General features: G+C 48.1%; 21 protein-coding genes. 13 read left to right on the top strand and 8 right to left on the bottom strand.

Going from position 1 to position 23,967, the window contains the following annotated elements; translation table 11 throughout:
- Positions 1-186 precede the first annotated feature (186 nt).
- The 5 genes from murG (at position 187) to pckA (ending at position 8,052) form a co-directional block, all read left to right on the top strand.
- Entirely contained in the window at positions 187-1,236 is a 1,050-nt protein-coding gene (murG, locus tag K4A83_RS03720; RefSeq protein ID WP_265263069.1) for an undecaprenyldiphospho-muramoylpentapeptide beta-N-acetylglucosaminyltransferase, read from the top strand.
- On the top strand, positions 1,237-2,112 hold the full coding sequence (locus K4A83_RS03715; RefSeq protein ID WP_265263068.1) for a DMT family transporter: 876 nt from the start codon (positions 1,237-1,239) through the stop codon (positions 2,110-2,112).
- 38 nt (positions 2,113-2,150) lie between these two features.
- Positions 2,151-3,314: a DNA polymerase III subunit beta gene (gene dnaN, locus K4A83_RS03710; protein ID WP_265263067.1), complete on the top strand. Its 1,164-nt coding sequence runs from the start codon at positions 2,151-2,153 to the stop codon at positions 3,312-3,314.
- A gap of 61 nt (positions 3,315-3,375) precedes the next feature.
- A complete protein-coding gene (locus K4A83_RS03705; protein ID WP_265263066.1) occupies positions 3,376-5,547 on the top strand; it encodes an APC family permease in 2,172 nt (723 codons plus the stop codon).
- Positions 5,548-6,360: 813 nt separating this feature from the next.
- The gene (gene pckA, locus K4A83_RS03700; RefSeq protein ID WP_265263065.1) at positions 6,361-8,052 is read left to right on the top strand and encodes a phosphoenolpyruvate carboxykinase (ATP); all 1,692 of its coding nucleotides are present in this window, start codon (positions 6,361-6,363) and stop codon (positions 8,050-8,052) included.
- Between the two features lie 147 nt (positions 8,053-8,199).
- On the opposite strand, the gene K4A83_RS03695 is transcribed toward pckA, so the two are convergent.
- From K4A83_RS03695 to hppD, 3 genes are read right to left on the bottom strand one after another with little or no spacing between them, the layout of a single operon-like run.
- The gene (locus K4A83_RS03695) at positions 8,200-11,112 is read right to left on the bottom strand and encodes a glycerol-3-phosphate acyltransferase (protein WP_265263064.1); all 2,913 of its coding nucleotides are present in this window, start codon (positions 11,110-11,112) and stop codon (positions 8,200-8,202) included.
- An 18-nt stretch (positions 11,113-11,130) separates the two neighbouring features.
- On the bottom strand, positions 11,131-11,442 hold the full coding sequence (locus K4A83_RS03690; protein ID WP_265263063.1) for a hypothetical protein: 312 nt from the start codon (positions 11,440-11,442) through the stop codon (positions 11,131-11,133).
- A gap of 55 nt (positions 11,443-11,497) precedes the next feature.
- Complete coding sequence (hppD, locus tag K4A83_RS03685) at positions 11,498-12,538, bottom strand: 4-hydroxyphenylpyruvate dioxygenase (RefSeq protein ID WP_265263062.1); 1,041 nt, start codon at positions 12,536-12,538, stop codon at positions 11,498-11,500.
- 73 nt (positions 12,539-12,611) lie between these two features.
- Here hppD and K4A83_RS03680 point away from each other — a divergent pair, with 73 nt between their 5' ends.
- On the top strand, positions 12,612-13,268 hold the full coding sequence (locus K4A83_RS03680) for a hypothetical protein (protein WP_265263061.1): 657 nt from the start codon (positions 12,612-12,614) through the stop codon (positions 13,266-13,268).
- A 41-nt stretch (positions 13,269-13,309) separates the two neighbouring features.
- Positions 13,310-14,398: a DNA methyltransferase gene (locus tag K4A83_RS03675; protein WP_407809805.1), complete on the top strand. Its 1,089-nt coding sequence runs from the start codon at positions 13,310-13,312 to the stop codon at positions 14,396-14,398.
- Here K4A83_RS03675 and K4A83_RS03670 read toward each other — a convergent pair.
- Positions 14,364-15,281, bottom strand: a complete 918-nt coding sequence (locus tag K4A83_RS03670) for a hypothetical protein (protein WP_265263059.1) — start codon at positions 15,279-15,281, stop codon at positions 14,364-14,366. The genes K4A83_RS03675 and K4A83_RS03670 overlap by 35 nt on opposite strands.
- A complete protein-coding gene (locus tag K4A83_RS03665; protein ID WP_265263058.1) occupies positions 15,278-15,541 on the bottom strand; it encodes a helix-turn-helix domain-containing protein in 264 nt (87 codons plus the stop codon). The genes K4A83_RS03670 and K4A83_RS03665 overlap by 4 nt, the downstream gene beginning before the upstream one ends.
- A 192-nt stretch (positions 15,542-15,733) precedes the next feature.
- Here K4A83_RS03665 and K4A83_RS03660 point away from each other — a divergent pair, with 192 nt between their 5' ends.
- Together K4A83_RS03660 and K4A83_RS03655 are read left to right on the top strand one after the other, a co-directional pair.
- Entirely contained in the window at positions 15,734-16,924 is a 1,191-nt protein-coding gene (locus K4A83_RS03660) for a PQQ-dependent sugar dehydrogenase (RefSeq protein WP_265263057.1), read from the top strand.
- 61 nt (positions 16,925-16,985) lie between these two features.
- Positions 16,986-17,927, top strand: a complete 942-nt coding sequence (locus tag K4A83_RS03655; RefSeq protein ID WP_265263056.1) for a spermine/spermidine synthase domain-containing protein — start codon at positions 16,986-16,988, stop codon at positions 17,925-17,927.
- A gap of 321 nt (positions 17,928-18,248) precedes the next feature.
- Here the strand turns inward: K4A83_RS03655 and hypD are convergent, their stop codons facing one another.
- Positions 18,249-19,364, bottom strand: a complete 1,116-nt coding sequence (gene hypD, locus K4A83_RS03650; RefSeq protein WP_265263055.1) for a hydrogenase formation protein HypD — start codon at positions 19,362-19,364, stop codon at positions 18,249-18,251.
- A gap of 118 nt (positions 19,365-19,482) precedes the next feature.
- Between hypD and K4A83_RS03645 the strand changes: the two genes are divergently transcribed.
- The 4 genes from K4A83_RS03645 to K4A83_RS03630 all read left to right on the top strand — a co-directional run bounded on the left by K4A83_RS03645 (position 19,483) and on the right by K4A83_RS03630 (position 22,325).
- Positions 19,483-19,710: a DUF167 domain-containing protein gene (locus K4A83_RS03645; RefSeq protein ID WP_265263054.1), complete on the top strand. Its 228-nt coding sequence runs from the start codon at positions 19,483-19,485 to the stop codon at positions 19,708-19,710.
- A 264-nt stretch (positions 19,711-19,974) separates the two neighbouring features.
- Positions 19,975-20,619 (top strand): FeoB small GTPase domain-containing protein, encoded by a 645-nt coding sequence (locus K4A83_RS03640; protein WP_265263052.1) that lies wholly within the window; start codon positions 19,975-19,977, stop codon positions 20,617-20,619.
- A 27-nt stretch (positions 20,620-20,646) separates the two neighbouring features.
- A complete protein-coding gene (locus K4A83_RS03635) occupies positions 20,647-22,101 on the top strand; it encodes a ferrous iron transporter B (RefSeq protein WP_265263051.1) in 1,455 nt (484 codons plus the stop codon).
- A gap of 2 nt (positions 22,102-22,103) precedes the next feature.
- Positions 22,104-22,325, top strand: coding sequence for a FeoA family protein (locus K4A83_RS03630; protein ID WP_265263050.1), 222 nt, complete (start codon positions 22,104-22,106; stop codon positions 22,323-22,325).
- Between the two features lie 175 nt (positions 22,326-22,500).
- On the opposite strand, the gene K4A83_RS03625 is transcribed toward K4A83_RS03630, so the two are convergent.
- Together K4A83_RS03625 and K4A83_RS03620 are read right to left on the bottom strand one after the other, a co-directional pair.
- Complete coding sequence (locus tag K4A83_RS03625; protein ID WP_265263049.1) at positions 22,501-22,914, bottom strand: hypothetical protein; 414 nt, start codon at positions 22,912-22,914, stop codon at positions 22,501-22,503.
- Positions 22,915-22,962: 48 nt separating this feature from the next.
- Positions 22,963-23,958, bottom strand: a complete 996-nt coding sequence (locus tag K4A83_RS03620) for an ATP-binding protein (protein ID WP_265263048.1) — start codon at positions 23,956-23,958, stop codon at positions 22,963-22,965.
- Positions 23,959-23,967: the final 9 nt, after the last annotated feature.

Below are 23,967 nucleotides of genomic sequence, written 5' to 3'. Positions count from 1 at the left end.
CGATTATAGGGTTTCTCTCACGAAGATTTTTTATTACTCGATCAAAAAAAAATCAATCTATACAGAAGTTCAAAAAACTCCACATATCTTGACACAATTAGCTCTTAGTCCGAATCTCCAGCCCTATGGTATAACTTTAACATCCGACCCCCAGAGCATCTCAGATCATTTGTCCTAAAAACTTCTATGCGTTTACTCATTGCCGCTAGTGGTACCGGAGGCCATCTTTTCCCCGCGTTAGCCGTTGCACAACGCCTCCCCCAGGCTGAAATCAACTGGTTAGGGGTTCCCAACCGTTTAGAACAAACCCTAGTCCCCCAAACCTATCCCCTCCACCTCATCCCCATTGAAGGGTTTCAACAACGTTTCAGCCTAAAAACCCTCCGTATCCTCTGGCAGCAGATTCGCTCCATCTGGCAAGTGAAAAAACTGCTCAAAACCCTGCAAATTGAGGCCGTATTCACCACCGGAGGCTATATTGCGGCCCCGGCCATCTTAGCGGCCAAACTCCAAGGAATTCCCGTCATTCTCCACGAATCCAACGCCATCCCCGGCAAAGTGACCCGTTTACTCGCTCCCCTCTGCCACACCGTCGCCATCGGTTTCCAGAATACCGCTCGCTTGCTTCCCCCCGCCAAAACGCGCTGGGTGAGTACCCCCGTGCGAGATAGCTTTCTAACCCCCCAACCCCTCGACTTTCCCATCCCCTCAGAGGCCCCTCTCATCGTCGTGATGGGGGGTTCTCAGGGTGCCCTTGCCCTCAACCGTTTAGTCCGTCTCTGTGCCGAATCTTGGCTAACAGCAGGCGCTTATATCGTCCATTTAACGGGGGAACAAGACCCGGATGTTGAGAGTTTCCAGCATCCCCATTATTTCCCGCGACCGTTTTATCATAATATGGCCGGACTGTTGCAACGGGCGAATTTAGCCATCAGTCGTGCTGGGGCCGGGACTTTAACCGAATTAGCCGTTACTCAAACCCCTGCCATTTTAATCCCTTATCCCTACGCGGCCGAAGATCATCAATATTATAATGCGATCGCCTTTGAAGAAAAAGCAGCCGCCCAAGTCTACCGCCAAAACGACCTAACCCCCCAACACCTAGAACAACAAGTCCTAGAACTCCTCAAAAACCCCCACCAATTAACCCAAATGGCACAGCAGGCCGCCCAATTAGCCGTATTAGATAGCGCAGAACAACTTGTACAGTTACTCACCTCTCTCCAATCCCCTTAAATGCCCCCTAGAAATCCTCGAATTCTCGCCTACAGTTACGCCATTATCGGCGTTAGCATCATGGCAGGCCTAGGCGTATTTGTTAAACAAATTAACGCCCCCGTTTCCCTCATTGTCCTAGCGCGATTTTACCTCGGCTTCCTCTTCTTCCTCATTTATTTACTCATCACCCGCAAAATCCACCTCATCCAACCCTTTCAAAAATCCTTCTTTCCTCTCATCTTAGGCGGCCTCAGTTGGGCAGGCTTGATGTTTTCTTACACCCAAGCCATCCTTTTTACCTCCCTCAGTTATGCCGTATTTCTCCTATATCTTGCCCCCTTTATCGCCACCGCCATCGCCTTTTTTTGGCTCAAAGAAAAACTCACCCTCTCTCAAACCCTCGCCCTCATTATTGCCTTCCTAGGCTTTATTTTTATCCTAGACTTTGACCCCACCCAAGGCCTACAAAACGTCATCGGCTCATTGTGGGGACTCTTATCCGCCCTTGCCTATGCTAGTTTTGTTATCATCAACCGCAAAATCCCCAACCATTGCCTATCCCAAACCCGTATTTTCTATCAGTTTCTCTTTACCAACCTTTTCCTCCTCCCCTTATGGCTACAATTTAAGCTACAATTTCTCACCCTGAATAATACCTTCTGGTTAGTCGGAGTCGGCTTTTTTCATGGCTTCCTTGCCATTACCTTAATGATTACCGCCGTTCGCTACTTAAAAGCCTCAGAATATGGCATTATTTCCTATGTAGAACCCCTCATTGCTGCCCTGCTTGGCTTCCTTCTCTACAGTGAAAGTCTTTCCCTTTTACAAGCGATGGGCGGCCTCTTAATTTTAGGCTGTGGCGTGAGTCAAGTATTCTTGACTAAACCTTCTTAAAATGCTATAATTAAGGGCTTTTGATTATGTCATTGCCCATGAAACTCGTTTGTAGCCAAAGTGACCTGAACACGAACCTTTCCCTCGTCAGTCGTGCAGTTCCCTCCCGTCCAACTCACCCCGTTTTAGGGAATGTCCTCCTGATTGCCGATGAAGACACCCAAAAAGTTAGCTTAAGAGGATTTGACTTAAGTTTAGGGATTCAAACCAGTTTCCCGGCCGAAGTAAGCGAAGGAGGAATCATTACCCTCCCCGCTAAAACCTTGGGTGATATTGTCTCCAAACTGCCCGAAGGAGAAATCACTCTCGCTCAAGTAGAAGAGACAGAAGACGAGGGAGAAAATACAATTATTACCTTAACTTCTACCTTCGGAAGTTATAAATTACGCAGCATGGACCCCGAGGAGTTTCCTGACTTACCCATAGTCGAAGATGGGGAATCAATCTCCTTACCCGTACAAGCTTTAAGCGAGGGTTTGCGGTCTACAATTTTCGCCGCTAGTACCGAAGAAACCAAACAAGTTTTAACGGGAGTTCATGTTACTTTAGGGAACGATGCCATTGAATTTGCAGCCACCGATGGCCACCGTTTAGCTGTTGTTGAAACCCCCAATGAATCCGGTTCAGAAACAGCCCAAGCGGGGGATAACTTTGAAGTCACAATTCCCGCCAGAACCTTGAGAGAATTGGAACGAATGTTAACCCTGCGGGAGAACACTGATTCGGTCATGCTGCACGTTGATGAAAGTCAGATTGTTTTTGAGTTAGGCAATCAACGCATTACGAGCCGCAAATTAGAGGGAGCTTACCCAGCTTATCGACAACTCATTCCCCAACAATTTGGTAATCAAATTAATGTCGATCGCCGTCAATTTCAGAGTGCCTTAGAACGGATTTCTGTGTTGGCTGATTCTAAAAATAATGTGGTGCGCTGTGTGATCGATCACGACAATCAGCAATTATTTTTGTCTGTTGAATCGCAGGATTTGGGCAGTGGACGAGAGTCGATGTCAGCGCAAATTACCAGCAGTAACCCTCCTGAAGTTGCCTTTAATGTTAAATATTTGATGGACGGGTTAAAGGCGCTGTCGAGCGTTGAAATTTGCATTCATCTCAATGCACCCACCCAGCCCGTTATTTTTACCCCTCTCAGTGGGTTGAAAATGACCTATTTAGCGATGCCCGTTCAATTGCGGGATTGACAGACTCTCCCTCTATAGCGAAGCTTAGAGGGAAAATCGGTCAATGTTTCCCTGGGATATCATGACAAAATCATCTGGTTTAGGAACATTTGGCGGTGTTTACACCCCGTCAATTTTGACCATTTTGGGGGTGATCATGTACCTCCGCTTTGGTTGGGTGGTGGGGAATGTGGGCTTATTGGGGACCTTAGCGATTGTCACCCTGGCCACCTCCATCACCTTTTTAACGGCGCTGTCTGTGAGTGCGATCGCCACCGATCGAGTGGTGCGGGTAGGGGGCGCGTACTACATGATTAGTCGCTCCTTGGGCTTAGAAACCGGGGGAGCCGTGGGGATTCCCCTCTACTTCGCTCAAGCCCTCTCCGTGGCCCTCTATACCTTGGGATTTGCCGAAAGTATCACCCAAACCTTCCCCGACCTCAATCAAGTTTATATTGCCCTAATCACCACCATTGGGGTTGCTATTTTAGCCATCACCTCCGCCAATATTGCCATCCGAGCGCAATATTTTATTATGGCGGCGATCGCCCTTTCCCTCATCTCCTTCCTCCTCGGTAAGCCCATCGAACCCACCCAGATTGAACTCTGGACCAACAAAGGAGAACCCTTCTGGGCTGTTTTTGCCGTCTTCTTCCCCGCCGTCACCGGAATCATGGCCGGAGTCAATATGTCCGGCGACCTACGAGAACCCACCAAAGCCATCCCCATCGGCACCCTCGCCGCCGTTGGCACAGGCTACGTCATTTATATGGGCTTGCCCGTCATCCTTGCCCTCCGTGCCGATGCTAGCACCCTGCGAGAATACCCCCTCATTATGGAACAAATGGCACTTTGGGGCCCCGCCATCCTATTCGGGGTCTGGGGAGCCACCCTGAGCAGCGCCATCGGCAGTATTTTAGGCGCGCCCCGGGTCTTACAAGCCCTCGCCCGGGATGGAGTCCTACCCCAATGGATGGGCTTTCTTGGACAAGGGAGCGGTCCGACTGATGAACCCAAAATTGGAACCGCCGTCACCTTAGTGGTTGCGATCGCCGCCGTCTGCATTGGCGACCTCAACCTCATCGCCCCCGTCCTCACCATGTTCTTCCTCACCACCTACCTCGTCCTCAACATCTCCGCCGCCATCGAAGGATTCCTAGATAGTCCCTCCTTCCGCCCCACCTTCCGCATCCATTGGCTCTTCTCCCTCCTCGGCGCTGTAGGCTGTTTAATCGTCATGTTCCTGATTAACCCCACCGCCACCACCGTCGCCGCCATCATCGTCCTCGCCATCTACCTCTGGCTACAACAACGAGAACTCATCACCACCTGGGGCGACGTGCGACGGGGTTTATGGATGAACCTCCTCCGAGTCGGCCTCTTACAAGTCGGACACAGCGAAGACACCAAAAACTGGCGACCCCATATCCTCGTCCTCTCCGGCATCCCTCGCAAACGTTGGCCCCTCGTAGAACTCGCCGATGCCCTCACCCACAACCGAGGCCTCGTCACCATCGCCAGCATCCTCCCCCCCGGCTCCCGGGACATGGGTCAACAAACCGACCTCGAACTAACCCTGCGCGACTACATCGAAAAACGGGGCGTTCAAGCCCTCGTCCGCATCATCACCGCCGACAATCCCTTTGCCGGAGCCGAACAATTAGTCGAAACCTACGGCCTCGGCGCTATTGTCCCCAACACCATCCTCCTCGGAGATAGTGAAGAACCCAGCCGCCGAGAGCAATATTGTCAAATGATTCAAGCTATCTACCATGCCAAGCGCAGCCTCATCATTTTCCGAGAAAACCCAGAACGCGGGTTTGGCAAACGCCAACGCCTTGATTTATGGTGGGGGGGGATGCAAGCCAACGGGAGCTTAATGTTGCTCCTCGGCTATCTCTTACGAAGTCAACTCGACTGGCGCAACGCCGAGATATACCTCAAGTTAGTCGTGGGAGATCCCAGTGCCGCCCAAGCCGCTCAAATCAACCTAACCCAAATGATTGAAGACCTGCGGATTCGAGCCATCCCCAAAGTTTTAGTCTCCGATGGTCGTTCTTTTGAGGAAATCCTACATGAATCCTCCGCCCAAGCCGATTTAGTCTTTCTCGGCATAGCCAAACCCAGAGACAACTTCGATTTTAAGGCCTACTATGAAACCCTCCAGCAGCGGGTCGCCGGACTACCCACTACCCTTTTAGTGTTGGCCGCCCCTGATTTTCCCTTTGCAGAAGTTCTCACCGAAGGTTGGTGACATCTTCCCCACCCAAAAACGGCGGCGAGGGCGCTGCGACTATAACGGGTTCGTAGTTGCGCTTTAGCGCCAAATCCTTAAACTGGAAAGTCCCTCTCCCCCTCTGGGAGAGGGATTTAGGTTGAATATTGAACAAGCTGTATCACATCCTGAACCCCTTAAAAGTTAAGTCAACAATCGGGGACATTCTGAAGTATTTTCTAATTTTTTCCCCAGCTTGTGATGCTTTTCTGAAGAAAAGATTAACTTTGTTCCCAAGGACTTTTAAAACTTAGAAAAGTTTGGTAGTCTAGTTAACAAATGCACGGAGAATTACCCAAGCAAAGTTGCCCAAGTAAAACGAACCTGAGTTGATGTTCCCGAGTTCATGTTCCTGAGTTCGTGTTCCTGAACTCATTAGCTGAGGTAACTGTTATCCAGTAAGTTTCCTTAAATCAATTCCCTAGCTTTTATTTTTCCTTAAAGCTGGCGAGATGGGGTTTGTAATAACTTTTTAAGTTCATTGTAAAGTAACCTGATCAGGGTTTAATACCCCAGTATTTAGCCCTTGATTCTTGCCCTATCTTACAATTCTACCTTGATAGGTTGGGACGAATTAAACCGATGAATTGAACAGGAAACTCAACGAAAAAGCCTGTTGACCTATGTCCATCCTAAATTCAAGGCCTCAGTGTCGGGTAATGTTGGGAATTTTCAGAATGCAAAATTTCGAGCATAAGCAGAAATAGCCGCGCTTAAAAGGCACAGACTATCAGTGCAAATGCTACAAGCAATTGGTAGGGCAAAGCTCATTTATTGAATGGAGTGTTCATTATGACTCAACAAAGCAGTGCTTATCAAGACAAAAATGACTATCAAGAACTCGCGGTTGACAAATTATTAAACAAGGATCTTGACGACACTGAAGCTCTCAGCAATGAACCGACCCCAACCTATGGCTTGGAGTCTTTAGGCATTAAAAACGTTCGCCACATCTATCGCAACCTTTCCATTCCCAAACTGATTGAACATACTTTAGCCCGAGGTCAAGGGGTTTTAGCCAGTAATGGGGCATTATCTGTTCAAACTGGGAAATATACAGGGCGTTCCCCTAACGACAAATTTATTGTAGAAGAACCCACTTCTAAAGAAGAAGTTCACTGGAATAAATTAAACGTGCCGATTTCAGAAGCTAACTTTGATCTGTTATATCGGCACGCTTTGTCCTATGTACAAGGTCGGGATCTGTATATTTTTGATGGCTTTGTGGGAGGAGATCCTAAACATCGCATGGGTGTGCGAATTATCAACGAATTACCTTCCCAAAACCTATTCTCCCATCAACTGTTCATCCGTCCCAGTGAAGAAGAATTAGCCCACCACAAAGCAGATTTCACCGTTTTGGCTGTCCCCGGATTAAAAGGCGACCCAGAAAATGATGGTGGCATTAACTCAGAAGCCTTTATTGTGGCTCACTTGGGCAAAAAACTGATCATTGTGGGTGGTTCTTACTATGCTGGAGAAATCAAAAAATCCGTTTTCTCCCTGATGAACTATTTCATGACCAAACGGGATGTATTACCCATGCACTGTTCCGCTAACATGGATGCAAAAGGGAATACCGCCTTATTCTTTGGTCTGTCTGGAACTGGGAAAACCACCCTATCGGCTGACCCAGAACGCCGCTTAATTGGGGATGATGAACATGGTTGGTCGAAAGATGGCATCTTCAACTTTGAAGGGGGATGTTACGCCAAAACCATTCGGTTATCTAAAGAAAATGAACCCCAAATTTGGGAAGCTATTCGCTTTGGGTCATTAATGGAAAACGTCGTGCTAGATTGGGCTGAACGGACTCCTGATTATGATGACGATAGCATCACGGAAAATGGACGGGTTGCTTATCCTATTGATTACATCCCCAATGCCGTAGTTCCCAGTGTGGGTGGACATCCCAATACTGTTATTTTCTTAACGGCGGATGCGTTTGGTGTGTTGCCTCCGATTTCTCTGTTAACGAAAGAACAGGCTATGTATCATTTCATGTCCGGTTATACCAGCAAATTAGCCGGAACAGAACGGGGGATTACGGAACCCGAGGCCACTTTCTCCGCTTGCTTTGGTAAGCCCTTCTTGCCCCTTTCTGCCACGGTTTACGCTGAAATGTTGGGCGAACGTTTGGACCGTCACGGCACGAAAGTTTATCTGGTGAATACAGGGTGGTCTGGTGGCCCCTATGGTGTGGGTCAACGGTTTGCGATCAAACACACTCGGGCAATGGTTTCGGCGGCGTTAAATGGTCAGTTAGACGATGTGAAGTTTAATCCGCACCCCATTTTCAAAGTGTTGGTTCCTGAGTCTGTCCCCGGTGTACCGTCTCAAGTGTTAGATCCTAAGAGTACTTGGAATAATCCGGCGGCTTATGACCAACAAGCGAAGGATTTAGCTCGTCGGTTTGTCCAGAACTTTAAGCGCTTTGAAACAGCGCGGGAAGAAGTGATTGCGGCGGGTCCTTGTGCCGATTGAGCATCACGTTTGTGAGTGAGTGTGAGCATGATTGATCATTAAGTGAAAGACCGAGTTTCAGAAACAACTGAAACTCGGTTTTTATCCAGAATGTCGGACAGAATACCCCATCTTCAACGTAGTGGGGTGGGGGGCTTCTCTCGACATTTAAGCTAAAATTTCTACCTGTCCGGTTTCCCCATTTAAACGCACCCATTGCCCCTCCTGAAACTGTTCTGTTGCGTGGGGAATATCCATTACGGCCGGGATGCCATACTCTCGGGCGACAATGGCGCCGTGGGAGAGAATGCCCCCCACTTCGGAGATCAGACCTGACACTTGGGCTAACAGGGGCGACCATCCGGCATCGGTATAGGGGACTACGAGAATGGTTTTTTCGGGTAAGGATAGATTTTGGGGTAAATGGCGCAGGATTTTGACTTGTCCTTCTACTTGACCAGGACTGGCAGCAATGCCTTGAATGGTTTGCTGGGTGGTGAGGGGGGAAATTACGGGGAGGGGGTCGAGGTTTTGGGGTTTGCCGTAGACAATATAGGGAACGGCGCTGAGGGCTTTATCTTGTTGCCAGTGCGATCGCCTTTGTGCAATCAAATCCGCTAAATACTCATGCCGGGGGGTGTTTTCCTCTTCAATGATGGTGCGAATTTCCTCCAATTCCAAAAAGAAAATATCCCCCCCCTCACTCAATTTCCCCTGATCTAACCAACGCTGTTCTAAGGTCACAATAGTCCAGCGTAAATGGGCGAGCAGTTTGGCATAAATTTCCGCCACTTGATTTTGTAAATTCACCCGTTGTTGCACCAAACGGGCGCGCATTCCTGGGTTTTTAACGAGTTGAATCTGTTCAACTTGGGCGCGGCGCTGGTCATTGAGCAGACATTGGGTAAATAATTCTCGCATCGGGCGGGGTTCTTCTCGCCAACGGGGATAAGCAATATCGGTGATGACTTCGCTCAAATAACCATAACGGTCTAACCACTGTTGAAACTGGGCGAGAACATTTTCCCCGTCGGGAATTTCGGCGAGATAGGCAAAGAGGGAAGGGCAACTGTCAAAGTGCAGTTGACTCATAGGCAGTAAGTTCCGGGTTTTGAGGGCTAGTTGAGCCAAGGCCCGGGTCGAGGCAATTTCCGGCGCTTGGCTATTGTCCAACTGCCGCACCTTGACCCTCAAAAGAGCGCGGCGCAGGGCGACACTGAGGGGGCTAAGAATGCTGTAGTAGGTCGCCCGTTTGAGGGTGGAGAGGATTAAGTCCACTCGCGCCAGTAATTCCTCGTCAGAAAGGGCATGATCGGGGTATTGTAGTTGATTTAAGGTGGGGAGAAAGCGCTTTTTGAGATCCACCTCAAAATCTTGTTCTAACTGCCGTTCTCGCCCCCAGAGCGCCCAAAGACCGGGGAGATTGCGCAGGGTGGAGGTGAGGGGGGGGCGGGAGAATTTCGCCCCTCGGGTGAGGAATTCCAGACTTTCGGCCGGGAGTCCCATCAGGCGGAAAATATGGCCTAACAAACTGGCGTTAAAGTAGGCGCGGGAGTAGTGCAGGGTGGCGGTTTCGGTGAAATCAATGTCTTGAGCGCGTTCTCCTAAGACCACTTGAAAAATATCCCCCCACACCCCACAGGTCAGGGGGCGGTTAATCGACCAAGTGAGGGGTCGAATCACTCCCGGAATCACTTCGGCGGCAATTTTGCGGGTCCAGATGGGTTGTAAGTTGGTAATGGGGCGACTTTGGAGAATCCAGAGTTGTTGACCGTCATAACTCCATTCCATATCTTGGGGGATGCCAAAAAACCGCTCTTCGAGTTCTCGCACCTGTGCCGCCACCTCTCGCAGTAGGTTGGGGGGGATATTACCCGTCCCCTCTATGGGGATTTCTGGGGGGGTTTCTGGGTCACTAGAGGGCGTTTCTGGCCAGTGGAGGCGGTAGCGTTCCGGGGTGCGACGACCGGACACTACGGCCGCCGCATCCCCCGGCAAGGCTTCAATAACGACGGCGGGATCATAACGACGGACGGGATCTCGACTGAAGGCTACCCCGGAAAAAACTCCGGGGATCTGTTTCTGGACTATGACGGCTAAGGATCCTTCTGCGGTGAGGCGATCGCGTCGATACTGAATGGCATGGGGTCGATTATAAGAACGTTGACATTGTAAAATCGCCTCTTCTAAGGCCTGACTATCGGTAATCTGGGCAATGGAGAGATATTGACCGGCCGCCGAAGTCGTTTCTGTATCTTCCCCCAAGGCCGAAGAGCGGACAATCAGGGGGTTGGTGGGGGAGGGGTCGAGGGATAAAATCAAAGGTTGTGGGTCATCCCCGGCCGGAATGACCCAGCCCTCCGGCACGGCATAGCCCCAGCGTTTTAATTGGGCTAAGGTGGCCGCTTTTTTGCCGACCTTGCGGGGGTCTAGGCGGTCTTGTAGGGTGAGAATGGCCTGATCTCCCCGAAAGAAACGAAACATAGTTTGAGACTCCTGGGCTGCTTTTTGTTCGGGCAAGTCTAGATCATCTGGGATTTTATAGTAAATCCAGGCGAGTAATAGGGCGAGTGCGATCGCCGCGAAAATCCGGGAACCGTCTTGAGGGTATAACAGACCAAGAACCAGAGGCAACAGGAAAAGAAAGGCAAACCGTCCCGATTGGCGATCGCGAAACAGAGTAAAACTCACCACACCCAACAGCAGAATAAACAGGGACGCTTGCCAACTGTGAACAATCATCCCCCATCCCACATTCGTTGTCCCGGCACCCTTCCCCACCCAATAGCGTCCCATCACCACAGCGAACAAAGCCACCAACTCTAAAGCCGGTTCTTGGGGGAAAAAATAGCGCGCCAACAAAACCGCCAGAATTCCCTTCAGCGCCTCCGACAACACCGCCAACAAACCAATCCCCACCCCACCATGATAAAAGGCCGCCGAAACCGACACATTGCCCGTCCCCAGCGCCCCTAAATCCTGACGGGTGAACCGTTTGGTTAACCAACCAATCACTGGCAGTCCTCCCAACAGAGGACAGAGAATAAAAATGGTGAGTAAGCCCCAAATTGGTTGTAACATCGCCCTTTGACTAGACCCTTAGAAATTGACAAATGGGATTAGCGTGTTAATCGCTTTTCGTAAGCGTAACAGGAAAATCAACTCTCGAATTTTAGGATCCAGTTGTACCACCGAAACCCCTTCCCTTAAATAAGCCTCCAATTCCGCGTATTCTGCCGCCGTTAGCGGTTCTCCGTCTAAGCGAGAGCGTCCGTCTAGGATAATTTCCGTCCGTAACACTTCCTCGGGAATATCCTCCGCAGGAGGTAAAGCTTGAGCAGAATTATTACCTATTAGCACTCCCCACAGGCAAAGTGAAGCCCAAAGCAGTCGCCATTGTTTATTAATCATTAGTATCATCCTTGATCTATTCTCTATCTAAGCTTCGCTATAGATAAAGAGTATGTCAATGTAGCCCATTTTCTTGGCGTTGTAGTTGTTGCCGTTCTATGGCTTTAAAGAGGGCTGTAAAATTACCTTCCCCAAACCCTTGGGCGTTGTTTCGTCGTTCGATTAACTCAAAAAAGAACGTCGGTTCTCCGAAAATCGGTTCTGTGAAAATTTGCAAAAGTAGAGCATCCCCTTGAGTCGCATGACGAGCGGGTTGATGTTCCACTAAAATCTGCCATTGTTCAAGTTCTTGCCATTGGGAGGGAGAAAGGGGAAACGGGGGAATTCGTCCTTTTAAATCCTGATAATATTCGTCAGGAGTTGTCAAAAAACGCACCCCTGATAAACTTAAGTGTTTTGTCGCCTTGACAATGTGTTCTACCCTTAACGCAATATGTTGAATGCCCGCCTTGCCGTTATAGTCTAAAAACTCTTGAATTTGCGAGTTGGCCGACGTAGGTTCATTAATCGCCAGTTGAAGTCCTGTTTGAGGATGAACTAAAACCTGTGAATATAATCCCGATTGTTCCGTTTGAATCGTAAACTGTTGTTGAGGAATTAAGTCAAATATCTCACTATACCATTTGACCACAGGTTCAAGTTGTCCGGTCGGGACATTGAGCACAAGATGATCAATAGCATTAATTCCGGTTACAGTACGATTGCTTACTTTAGATAGCCCGTTTCGATTGTCTTCTAGTAAAGTCTGGGTTAATCCATCAATGATCTCAATTATAATTCCCCGTTTATGATAGCCTTGCACAGCGCAATAGGTCCAATTATGTTGAGTTAACCGCTCAAGAATGGTATCCAAATTTTGCACGTGAAAGACTAAATTCACGACCCCCGGCGGATGGTCTTGGAGATATTCAAAAACTGGGCTTTGAGGATGGGAAGCAGAGGAGAGTTTCAGTTGAATTTCCCCACTGCTGAGAATATGAGAAACAGTCTGGGCATCTTCTGTCATAGACTGCCATTGAAAGCCCATTTTTTGCTCAAACCAATGCCGCCATTCTTGGGCATTCTTTACAAAAAACTCAATTTGCTCAATCTTCATTGCGGAATGGGGACTAAATTCGACTTAGCGAGCTATTCTATGATTGTAGGCTGTGACGTGCTAACGAGAAAGAATGGGCTATCCTGTGAGACGACGTTTCCATTACATCCCTTTAGGGTGGGATTTTTTGGTCGATTGGATGATGGCAACACTGATCGGTTATGGAGTGAGTCTGTTGGTGGTGGAGGTAGGGGAAACCCCTGATATATCGATGTTTTCCGGGGCTTTGGGGGGACTGTTTGTCGGAATTGCCCAATTTTTCGTCCTGCGGAAGGAACTTCCCCAAGCGCGGGGATGGCTCATTATGACAGCTTTGGGGTGGTTTGTGATCACCGGGGGAGGATTGGGGGCGATTGGTTGGAGTATTCCCCACACGAATTTTATCGGCTTTCGCTTGCTCTATGGGGTGGCCTATGGGGTGACAACGGGGTTAATCTTGGGTACGGTGCAATGGATTTTTTTACGGCAGTTTATCCCTTTAGCCCAGTGGTGGATTATTTTGAATTCTCTGGGCTGGGGATTGGCCTTGGCGGTAGGATGGTTAGTGGGGGGAGGATTGCGATCGCTCACTCAAGTCTTTTTTAGTGAGATTATCGGCTTAGGTGTAACCTGGTTAACCATCAGTGGCATTACAGGACTCGCCATGATGGCCCTATTAAACCAACGTATCCCCCCAGAAGCTAGGACTTGGCAACTCCAGCCAGAGGAAACTCAAGTCAGCACCCATTGAAGTTGTTGTTCATCCTGTTCCTGAAACAATCAGAAAAATACATGGGTCTACCGAAGCCTCCCCAGAGCCTCCCAAGGGCAAAGAAGAATCAAGCAACAAGCACTGTGGGTCGTGGTAAAACTGTCCAAATCACCGAGAAACTTGACTTTTCCGCTTGGAATAACAACCATGTTAGTCTAAGGCTGGGTAATAGTATTGAACATTATGATTCTTGGGAAAAACCTACCGTAATAGTCTCAGATGGAGGCTATGGTATTTTAGGCTTTGAAGGGGATACCTCAGATCATCTTGATCTACCTGAATGGTATCAACCCCATATAGAAGCTTGGTCTAAGTTTGCCCTACCCAGTACAACCCTTTGGTTTTGGAACTCAGAAATTGGTTGGGCTGTGGTGCATCCAATACTTGAGAAATTTGGTTGGCGATATGTGAATTGCAATATCTGGAATAAAGGCAAAGGTCACATTGCAGGGAATATCAACACAGAAAAAATAAGGCGTTTCCCAGTAGTTACAGAAGTTTGTGTGCAATATGTTAGAGAAGTTAGAATTAATAATTTAACGCTGAAAGAATGGCTGCGAAAAGAATGGCTAAGATCCGGTTTGCCTCTGCGCCAAGCTAATCAGGCTTGTGGGGTTGCAGATGCAGCAACAAGAAAATATTTTAATCAAGGACATTTATGGTATTTTCCGCCGCCCGCCATGTTTGAGAAATTAGTTTTCTATGCGAACGAAAACGGAAAACCAGAGGGAAAACCCTATTTTTCTAAAGATGGTAAGACTCCCTTAACCGGAGAAGACTGGCAGAAAATGCGCTCTAAATTTAATTGCCCACACGGTTTTACCAATGTTTGGGATCGTTCAGCTTTGCGTGATGATGAACGCATTAAGTCTGCTGAGGGTAAAGCCATTCACTTAAATCAAAAGCCACTGGATCTGATGAAACTAATCATTGAAGCCTCAAGTGAGGAACAGGATGTTGTCTGGGAACCCTTTGGTGGACTTTTCAGCGCATCTTTAGCGGCTAATATTCTCAATCGAAAAGCTTTCGCCTGTGAAATTGACGAGACTTATTTCTACTATGGAGTCAAAAGGTTTAGTCAAGTAGCTCATCAATATTCCCTTTTTTAATGGCAAGGTGTTCCCTTAAAGCAGATTGGATTAACTCCTCTCTACGACTTGCTAAAAGCTTATTCCACTGTCCAACTTCCATGCCACAGAATGGTGTTTTATAGACACGCTGCTTAAATTTTTCAATTCCCGGATGCACAATCCTATCCATTTTGGCAAAATTGGTATCTAATCTGTACTTGAAGCGAGTGATCAGTTGTCGCAATAGCATCTGATAATCTTGTGTGGGTTGATAAATTCTTCCATCCTTGCCCCAAGAATTCACTATTTTTTCAGCTTCAAGCAACTCCTCATTTGTTCCTTGAAACTTGTAGCCGTTAGTATTGGTTTGCTGCAAGTTTGCCGTCCTTTGAGTTGTATCTTCAGGTTCGAGAACAAGATAATCAGGAGGATTATGATAGTGGTCATCTCTTGCTTTAGCCACTGAAAAACCAGATAAAACACATACATCTAAAATCTTGGGTTTACCATAAATTAACGCTTCAGGAAGCCAAGCAAGTAAAGCAACATATGTTTGATCAAACTGAAAATGATTTTGACTATCCTTGAAACGAGCCGTTATTTCGGTAGCCAATGGAAACCATGCTTTTATTTCCAATCCGGGGGTAGGCTGGACGCTACCAATGAAAATGGTATCAGGAAATCCTGGGTCTTGCCTTTTCCATTCTCCAAATGGTACGAATATTTCCTGATTATTCAAAATCTCAACTGTGTTAAATTCAATCAAATTTCCTAATAATGGTGATAGTTTAGAAATGACTTTGGCTAAATTAACAGCTGATTCAACCGATATTGGTTTAGAAATATTGAGCAGATCAAATGTGTGTCCAGACAAATTATCTAGATATTGTGCTGCAACGCTGATAGCGTCTTGGGTATTCATTCCCATTCCTTACAAGATATAAATTTACAAGCCTGCTCAACTTGCTTTAAAATCTCGCAAGGGTCTACGCCAATGACACGACTGACTAGGAGGAACTCAATAACATCTAATCTTCTTTCGCCATTTTCATATTTTGCAACGAAGGATTGAGGCTTTTTGAGCGCTTTAGCAAGGGTTGCTTGAGTTAACTGCGCCTCTTTTCGAGCCGTGATCAGGCATCGACGAAAGACATCATACTCTGGCCTAAAAATAGATTTCATCGTGCTTGAATTAGCACAGGAGTTATGAAAGCGAGGATAAACCTATATTAGGATAATCCCAAAATAGGATTTTACTTGTCTCAAGCAGAACAACGCTGATTTTGACTCAACTTGCCGTTGCGCGATTTTCTCGTTAGCGTGAACTCTAGTGTGATGATGTGATTTGGAGCGATAGACCCAATGAGACTCAAGATGATTCAACCGCTTATGGCTAGTAGCTTACTGGGAGTCTTTCTGTTGATGGCCTGTGCTACCCCCCCAGAAACCCCACCGGAGAATTTAGGGAACTCTGCCGAGAGAGGGGAACCAGAAAACATCCTCGCCACGGATTCTGACTCCTCGGCTATCCCCCTAACTCACAACTGGCAAACAACCACCGTTGTCGAGAATTTAGAGCATCCTTGGGGATTGGCTTGGCTGCCGGATGGGACGATGCTGATTACTGAGCGCCCGGGACGCTTACGGATAGTGCGGGATGGGGTTCTTGACCCGACTCCTGTGGCCGGACTGCCCGAGATATTAGCCCTCCGTCAGGGAGGATTATTAGATATTGCGGTTCATCCCCGCTTTGAGGAAAATTCCCTCATTTATTTTACCTATTCCCACGGAACACAGGAGGCGAACGGCGTTCGAGTGGCGCGAGGGGAATTAAGGGGAAACAGCTTAGAAAATGTCGAGGTGATTTTCCAAGCCTTACCCCTGAAACAGGGAGGTCAGCATTTTGGCTCCCGTATGGTTTGGCTGCCGGATGAGACTCTGCTGGTGAGTATTGGGGATGGGGGCAATCCTCCCCTACGACTGGGGGGGGAACTCATTCGCTTACAGGCGCAAAATCGAGGGAGTCATTTGGGTAAAATTCTACGGATTAATGATGATGGTTCAATTCCGGGTGATAATCCTTGGGTGGGAGATTCCGACAGTGACCCGGCCCTGTGGAGTTATGGCCATCGGAATATTCAGGGATTGGCTCTTGATGCTCAAACGGGTCAAGTATGGTCTACGGAACATGGATCTCGGGGGGGAGATGAGTTAAATCGTATTGCTGGGGGGGAGAATTACGGCTGGCCTTTAGTCACCCATAGTCGGGAATATACGGGGGGGCGGATTTCTGACCTTCAATCCCATCCGGATATGGTGGATCCGGATGTGGTTTGGACTCCGGCGATCGCACCGTCCGGTCTAGCGGTGCATCAGGGGGATTTGTTTGCGGGGGGTTTAGTCTCTCAAGCAGTGCATCATATCCAAGTCAATGACTCTGGTGAGGTGGTAGATCAGCGTGAAATCCCCATTGGTCAGCGAGTGCGAGATGTCCGGGAAAGCCCCGATGGTTCTCTTTATGTCTTAACAGATTCCCCCGAAGGTCGGTTAATTCGACTTCATTAAAAATCCGGCTTTTTCGGGGTATAATGAAAGACTGTGCAAAATTCCATCAGGAGGGTAAATTATGGCAGGAAGTGAACTAAAAGCTGATGCTTGGATTAAGGAATATATCACCCCGTGGGATGTCTATGAACATGGGATTACTCAGGTTTTTGCCTATAAAAAAACCCAATATCAAGAAATGTTCATTGTGGAAACGGGAGTCTACGGCAAGGCTTTAGTTTTAGATGGAAAATGGCAAACTTGCACGGGGGATGAATTTCTCTATCATGAACCCTTAATTCACCCCGCTTTTATCTGTCATGGTTCCCCGAAAAAAGCCTTAGTTTTAGGAGGGGGAGATGGGGCAGCCGTGCGGGAAATTCTGCGCTGGAATACCATTGAACGGGTGGTTATGGTAGATATTGATGGGGATGTGGTAGATGCCTGTAAGGAACACTTGGTAGACCTCCATCAAAACTCGTTTTCTGATCCCCGGTTAGAGTTAATTATTGGCGATGCGGTGGCCTATTTAGAAAACTGCTCAGAACAGTGGGATGTAGTGGTTTCTGATCTATCCGATGCCATTGAAGATGGGCCTTCTTTTGCCCTATTTACTCAGGAATATTTCGAGAAGATTAAAAATGTCCTAGCCCCTAACGGTTATTTTGTCATCCAAGCGGGTGCAGTTTCGGTGGGAGAATTGGGGTTTCATGCCAATTTAGTAAACACCGTCAAGACCATTTTTAGTGATGTCGTCTCTTACTGTTCTCCTGTGCCAACCTATGGCGCTCCTTGGGGGTTTGCTTTGGCTTCTAATCAACCCATTAATACCCGTCCAGAACCGGAGGAGGTGGATCGTTTGTTAGCGGAAAAAACCAAGGGAGGTTTCCGTTTAATGGATGGGATTACGCTATTAGGATTAATGCAAACTCCTTCTTATATCCGACGCGCTATTGCAGAGGCAACGGAGGTTTTTACCTTAAAAAACCCCCCAAAGTGGTTTGGGAAGGGGGTGAGTCATTAACTTATCACTAACTCCTTAAGCCCTTGTTTTTTAAGTGAAGAGGAATCAGTGAATAGTCATCCGTTTACTGTTCACTGATTAGGGCTTACTGAATAACTCTACTCGTGGGGCTAGGGAACAGGGAATTGATAATTGATAATTGATATTAGAAACCGGGTTTTTGCTAGGGTGTATCGAGAAAACTAGACAATGAACGCAACCCGGTTTCTGGCTAAAGTGAGTCAATGACATTACACCCGACTCCTGACCCCCCCACTCCCCTGCTCCCCTGCTCCCCGACAAGCAGACTTTCTCAGCAAGCCCTAACGGGTCAAAATTCCCCTATACCGTCGTCATGACCCTCCTTTGGGCATAACGATAATAAGCGGCACAAGCTCCCTCAGAAGACACCATAGGAGCGCCGAGAGGGTGTTCTGGGGTGCAAGTTGTCCCAAAGGCCGAACACTCAAAGGGTTTCTTGTGACCTTGCATGATTTCCCCACTAATACAGAGGGTTTCATCGGTGCGAGAGGGGGGCCTTTGAGCTAATTCGGCTTGAAAACGCTGTTCTGCGTCAAACTGGCGGTACTCGGGACGCAAACCTAGGCCACTGTGGGGGATTTCCCCAATGCCACGCCAACGACGGGGAACAACTTCAAAGATGGTCTTAATTAGGTCTTGGGCGGGGAGATTGCCTTGAGGTCGCACAGAACGTTTATATTGATTTTCACACAAGGCCTGTCCGGCTTCGAGTTGTTGAATGCAGAGATAAATCCCGTGCAGAATATCGACGGGTTCAAATCCGGTGACAATAATGGGAACTTGGTATTTTTGGGCGATGGGTTGATAGACTTCATACCCCATGACAGTGCAAACATGGCCGGCGGCGAGGAAGCCCTGAACTTGACATTGAGGGGAGGAGAGAATGGCTTCCATTGCCGGGGGGACGAGGACATGGGAGACGAGGAGGGAGAAGTTCTGAATGTTTTTTTGTTGGGCTTGATAAACGACCATGGCGGTGGCGGGGGCGGTGGTTTCAAAGCCAACGGCGAAAAAGACGATTTGTTTCTGGGGGTTGTCTTGGGCAATTTTGAGGCAGTCGAGGGGGGAGTAGACGATGCGGACATCTCCTCCGGCGGCTTTGACCATGAGTAAATCTTGCTGACTGCCGGGGACGCGCAACATATCGCCGAAGGAACAGAGGATGATGTCGGGGTGGGAGGCTAGGGCGATCGCCTGATCAATGAGATGAATGGGCGTAACGCAGACGGGACAACCGGGGCCGTGAATTAAGGTAATGGCATCAGGGAGTAGGGTATCAATGCCATATTTGACAATGGCATGGGTCTGTCCCCCGCAGATTTCCATGATTGTCCAGGGTTGGGTGGTAATTTTGGCGATCGCCTTAGCATAGGTTTGGGCGGCCTCCGCGTCCCGATATTCCTGCACATACTTCATGGTGATTGGTTGCTCCTCTCCAAACTGAATCCTAGTTTTGGTTGTACCGTAGAAGTTAGACAACCTTCCCAGAGTTTGGTTTTAATTCGGAATTGCCTCACCCCAACAGGACTACCCCATGAAAAAACAAGTCACCGTTAAGCCTAATTCTAAAGTTCAAAGCCTGACTGAAGCCCCCGACGGGAGTTTAATGATCCGTCTTAAGTCTCCCCCTGTTGACGGCAAAGCCAATCAAGAATTAATCCAATTTCTTGCTAAAACCTACGGTGTATCGAAATCTCAGGTCAGAATCACTCATGGGTTATCTTCACGGCACAAATGGCTAGAAATTGAACTGAACAATTGATGATAATTTGCAAGAATCCCCTCCCCCGGCTACTTCCTCTCCCCTGCCATTCTTCCCTCCCCACCCCTGACCCAAGGACTCCGACCTTAAACCCCACAAAACCCTGTGATTTACTGGGATAACAGACGTTAAAAGTGCGGCAACAAGCCCCCCCTCTCAACCCTGTCCCCATCGTTAAAAAATTCGGAAATTGTTGCCCTTGAACATCACCTCACTTGTACAATAGTAGTTGAAAAAGATTTGCAATAAATAAGGGGAGCGTGAATGGACTGTCATCGCTGTAACTCGCACTGTGGGTCTGGCAAAGGGACTCCGAAAAGCGGGTTGTTTAAGAATTGGTCCCTGGGGCTAAGGAATCAACAGCAACCCCAGATTCCTGACGAATTAACCGTTGCTGATGCCCAAATTGCCTTAGTGGGAATGCCCAACGTGGGGAAAAGTGTATTATTTCATGCCCTGACCGGGATTTACGCCACCGTGTCCAATTATCCCGGCACAACCGTAGAAGTGAGTCGGGGGGTGATGCGTTTAGGTGAACAGACGGTGACAGTCATTGACACCCCCGGAATGTATTCCCTCTTACCCATCAGTGAAGAAGAAGCCGTTTCTAAAACCCTCCTCTTAACCCATGATTTCGCCAGCATCATTCATGTTGTCGATGGCAAAAACCTAGGGCGAATGTTACCCCTAACCCTTCAGTTATTAGAATTAGACCTGCCTTTGATCTTAGCCATTAACATGATGGACGAAGCACGGCGCTTAGGACTAGCCTTGCACCCAGAAATCCTGTCTCAACAGTTACAGATTCCCGTGATTTTGATGGCTGCCGGACTGAATCAAGGCATTCAGGAGTTAAAACAGACCCTTCAACAACAAATCCCCGCCCCACCTCTGCCCTTATTGGTTTGAGGTTGTTTTCATTTAGGAGGTAAATCCTTGAATTCTCTAGTCATTTATCCCGAAGCGATTGAACAGGCGATCGCACAACTCGAACAATGGTTACAACATCCCCACCCCTGGCAGAATTATCGCCTGACCCCGCGCAGTTTAGCCCTCTTACTCCTGCAAAAAGACCCCCAACTCTGGGACGCTTGTCCCCCGGACTTTCCCCAGCGTTTAGATATTGAACACCTGATCCTCGAAACCCAAGAAAAACTGAGTGAACCCCTTTCCTTGGCGATCGCACAAACCCGCCAACAGCAAGCCCAACACCTTGAAAATCAGGCACTCCTCATCACCGACACCCCCCGCCTTTCCTTCGTTGAACACCTCCACCGTCTCACCGTAAACCCCCTCACCGGGTTTCCCATCCTCCTCCTCATTCTCTACTACGGCGTTTATAAATTCGTCGGCGAATTTGGAGCCGGAGTCCTTGTCGATGGCATCGAAGGATTCTTTGAAGAACAGATCAACCCCGTTGTTGACCAAATCACCAGCCAACTAATCCCCTGGCCCATCCTACAAGACCTCATCGCCCACGACTACGGCATCATCACCCTCGGCATTCGGTACGCCGTCGCCATAGTCCTCCCCGTCGTCGCCACCTACTTCCTCATGTTTTCCCTCCTCGAAGACAGTGGCTACCTCCCCCGACTCTCCCTCATGTTAGACCGCCTCTTCAAAATCCTAGGCCTATCCGGTCGTGCCGTGATTCCCATGGTTTTGGGCTTAGGATGCGACACAATGGCCACCATGGTCACACGCACCCTCACCACCCAACGGGAACGCCTCATTGCCGCCTTCCTCCTCTCCCTAGCCATCCCCTGCGCCGCCCAGTGGGGCGTTATCCTCGGCCTCCTCGCCCAGAAACCAGCCGCCCTCCTTGTTTGGGGTGGGGTGATTTTTGCCATCTTCTTAGGCATAGGCTACCTCACCGCTCGACTCCTCCCCGGCACATCCGGCGGCTTTTATATGGAAATCCCCCCCCTGCGTTTGCCCAAATTACGCAACGTTTTAATAAAAACTTGGGTTCGCATGAAATGGTATTTCTGGGAAGTTTTACCCCTCTTTATTTGGGCCTCAGTCTTAATTTGGGTCGGTCGTTTAACAGGTCTATTTGATGCCATTATTCGCCTCATTGAACCCATTGCCAGAGCATTAGGACTTCCCCAAGAAACCGCCCCCATTTTCCTTTACGGTTTCTTCCGTCGAGATTATGGCGCAGCCGGACTCTTTGACATTCAACAACAGGGCGCACTCACAGGCAATCAGTTAGTCGTCGCCGCCGTTGTCCTGACCCTCTTTTTACCCTGTGTTGCCCAGTTACAAATGTTAGTGAAAGAACAAGGGTTAAAAAATACCATCTGGATGGTTGTATTTATTATTCCCTTTGCCTTTTTCATCGGCTATGTTCTCCATCTCAGTTTAACCCTCTTAGGAGTTAATTTCTAGTTATGAATGCTTTATCCACCGTTAAAAAAGGTCAAATCCACACAGTTGTAGCCCTGAAGCCGAAAACTGAGCAGACTTTAATTAAATTAATGGCTTTGGGAATCATGCCCGGTTGTCAGGTTAAAGTTGAACAACAATTCCCTTCTTATATTATTAGTATGGGTCGAACTCGTGCCGCTTTAGATCGAGAAACAGCCGAGGAAATTTGGGTAGAACGGGTTTAGTTAGGGTCTGCTGAAAAAGCACAACGCTAGACTCCATAAGGGAATAGGGAATAGGGAATAGGCAATAGGTAATAGGGAATAGGTAATAATTATCAATTGTCAATTGTCAATTATCAATTCCCCGCTCCCCTGCTCCCCTGCTCCCCTGCTCCCCGAGTTATTCAGCAAGCCCTACTTAATTTTTTTGTGGGTGGTTAAAGGTTTGAACACAGCCCAAAATTAAAAGGGTCATTGTAATCCCAAACGCAAATCCGGTCAAGGTCGTTTTGAGTAAGAGATTTGCTTTTACTTGAGGCCAATTATTGAGTCGAACACTAATATCTTGCGCTACAATCGGGTATTGTCTTCCTTGGTTATCTACACCATAAAGGGTTTGTTCTGATAAGTGACGATTCAGACTTTTTCCGGCAATCAATAGCTGAAAATTATTCTCGGTTTGCTCAAGGGATAATGGCATAGATTGATGAGTCCAGTAAATGGTGGAGTCTTGATAAAATACACGATAGAGATCGATAAATAGTTGACTCCCTAGGGTAAAAAAACCACTTAATCCAATGAGTAAAAACGGGTTAATGGGTTGACGAGACATGATTTTAGTCGTTAATGGGGAATTGAGAATTGTTGACTGTTCACTGATTCACGATAACCCTAAACCGTAGGGTTTGATAATAAGCTGGATATCTTCTAAAAGGTTGTTATTGTCCAATCCGGCACGGGTGAGGATGTGGACTACCGTTGGCAGAGGTTTCCCAGTGATTCTCTCCCGCAGAGGGGGATAAAGGATAAAACGGAGGAGAGACACTAACCGTTCAAAAGCGGCAAAATTGGAGTAGGGATGGGGGATGAGGGGAAAGGAGGGAAGGGGGGAAAGGACACAGGAGGAGGTGGGAAGTTGTTGCGTCTGACCTTGTACAATGCCCTGTTGTGCTAACCATTCTATATCTTGGGCGATCGCATTTCCCTCAGCATAAATCCTCCCCCGTTGGACTTCCATCACCTCACAAATCCCCTCTATATTCCCCCCGTCTAGACTCGGATGGCTTAAAAACAACGCGATTAGGTGCAACAGACGCTCAAAATCCACCAGCTTGGAATAACGGTGCAGGGGAAAAGTGGGAACAGAGGGGGGATTTTCCCCCAAACTCGCTAATTTATCTTGGATTTGCCACTCTTCACACTCATGAGGTAAAACCGGATACAGGGCGACAAATCCCTCCGCCCTCCAAGGGGGAAATTGTTGGAGGGATTGGTGCATCCGTTCTAACACAAAATCCGGCACCACGCGACTCCGTTGTTGATTCCATTGGCGACAAGTTTCTAGGGGGGTGATTAAATGCCATCCTACCCATACCATCTCGGGGGGCAATTTTTGCAACAAGGTCATGCGCCAAACTCGTTTAGCATTGGTGGCATCATAGATCACAGGTTTTCCAGCCTGCCAGCTTGCCCTGACTTGTCGCAGCACTTCCTGTTCAATTTCCCCCCAATCCCCTTGAATCAGGGTGTCTCCGTAGAATTGAGCGCGAATCTGATCCGGTGAGACAAGGGTATAATGTCCCAAGGGGTTTAATCGTTGGCAAAAAGTGGATTTTCCTGCACCGGGGAGTCCGATGAGAAAATGGGATAAGGACATTTTAGGTGT

The sequence above is a fragment of the Spirulina subsalsa FACHB-351 genome, from assembly GCF_026130165.1.
In the GTDB taxonomy this organism is placed as follows: Bacteria; Cyanobacteriota; Cyanobacteriia; order Cyanobacteriales; family Spirulinaceae; genus Spirulina_A; species Spirulina_A subsalsa_A.
This window is presented reverse-complemented; position numbering and strand designations above follow the sequence as displayed.

Excerpts from the sequence above, each read along its gene's own strand:
- hppD (WP_265263062.1), bottom strand. The coding sequence starts at position 12,538 with ATGAAGATTGAGCAAATTGAGTTTTTTGTAAAGAATGCCCAAGAATGG.
- K4A83_RS03645 (WP_265263054.1), top strand. The coding sequence starts at position 19,483 with ATGAAAAAACAAGTCACCGTTAAGCCTAATTCTAAAGTTCAAAGCCTG.
- K4A83_RS03715 (WP_265263068.1), top strand. The coding sequence starts at position 1,237 with ATGCCCCCTAGAAATCCTCGAATTCTCGCCTACAGTTACGCCATTATC.
- pckA (WP_265263065.1), top strand. The coding sequence starts at position 6,361 with ATGACTCAACAAAGCAGTGCTTATCAAGACAAAAATGACTATCAAGAA.
- K4A83_RS03695 (WP_265263064.1), bottom strand. The coding sequence starts at position 11,112 with ATGTTACAACCAATTTGGGGCTTACTCACCATTTTTATTCTCTGTCCT.
- K4A83_RS03630 (WP_265263050.1), top strand. The coding sequence starts at position 22,104 with ATGAATGCTTTATCCACCGTTAAAAAAGGTCAAATCCACACAGTTGTA.
- K4A83_RS03660 (WP_265263057.1), top strand. The coding sequence starts at position 15,734 with ATGATTCAACCGCTTATGGCTAGTAGCTTACTGGGAGTCTTTCTGTTG.
- K4A83_RS03675 (WP_407809805.1), top strand. The coding sequence starts at position 13,310 with ATGGGTCTACCGAAGCCTCCCCAGAGCCTCCCAAGGGCAAAGAAGAAT.
- K4A83_RS03670 (WP_265263059.1), bottom strand. The coding sequence starts at position 15,281 with ATGAATACCCAAGACGCTATCAGCGTTGCAGCACAATATCTAGATAAT.
- K4A83_RS03655 (WP_265263056.1), top strand. The coding sequence starts at position 16,986 with ATGGCAGGAAGTGAACTAAAAGCTGATGCTTGGATTAAGGAATATATC.
- K4A83_RS03690 (WP_265263063.1), bottom strand. The coding sequence starts at position 11,442 with ATGATTAATAAACAATGGCGACTGCTTTGGGCTTCACTTTGCCTGTGG.
- murG (WP_265263069.1), top strand. The coding sequence starts at position 187 with ATGCGTTTACTCATTGCCGCTAGTGGTACCGGAGGCCATCTTTTCCCC.
- hypD (WP_265263055.1), bottom strand. The coding sequence starts at position 19,364 with ATGAAGTATGTGCAGGAATATCGGGACGCGGAGGCCGCCCAAACCTAT.
- dnaN (WP_265263067.1), top strand. The coding sequence starts at position 2,151 with ATGAAACTCGTTTGTAGCCAAAGTGACCTGAACACGAACCTTTCCCTC.
- K4A83_RS03705 (WP_265263066.1), top strand. The coding sequence starts at position 3,376 with ATGACAAAATCATCTGGTTTAGGAACATTTGGCGGTGTTTACACCCCG.
- K4A83_RS03680 (WP_265263061.1), top strand. The coding sequence starts at position 12,612 with ATGGGCTATCCTGTGAGACGACGTTTCCATTACATCCCTTTAGGGTGG.
- K4A83_RS03665 (WP_265263058.1), bottom strand. The coding sequence starts at position 15,541 with ATGAAATCTATTTTTAGGCCAGAGTATGATGTCTTTCGTCGATGCCTG.
- K4A83_RS03640 (WP_265263052.1), top strand. The coding sequence starts at position 19,975 with ATGGACTGTCATCGCTGTAACTCGCACTGTGGGTCTGGCAAAGGGACT.
- K4A83_RS03620 (WP_265263048.1), bottom strand. The coding sequence starts at position 23,958 with ATGTCCTTATCCCATTTTCTCATCGGACTCCCCGGTGCAGGAAAATCC.
- K4A83_RS03625 (WP_265263049.1), bottom strand. The coding sequence starts at position 22,914 with ATGTCTCGTCAACCCATTAACCCGTTTTTACTCATTGGATTAAGTGGT.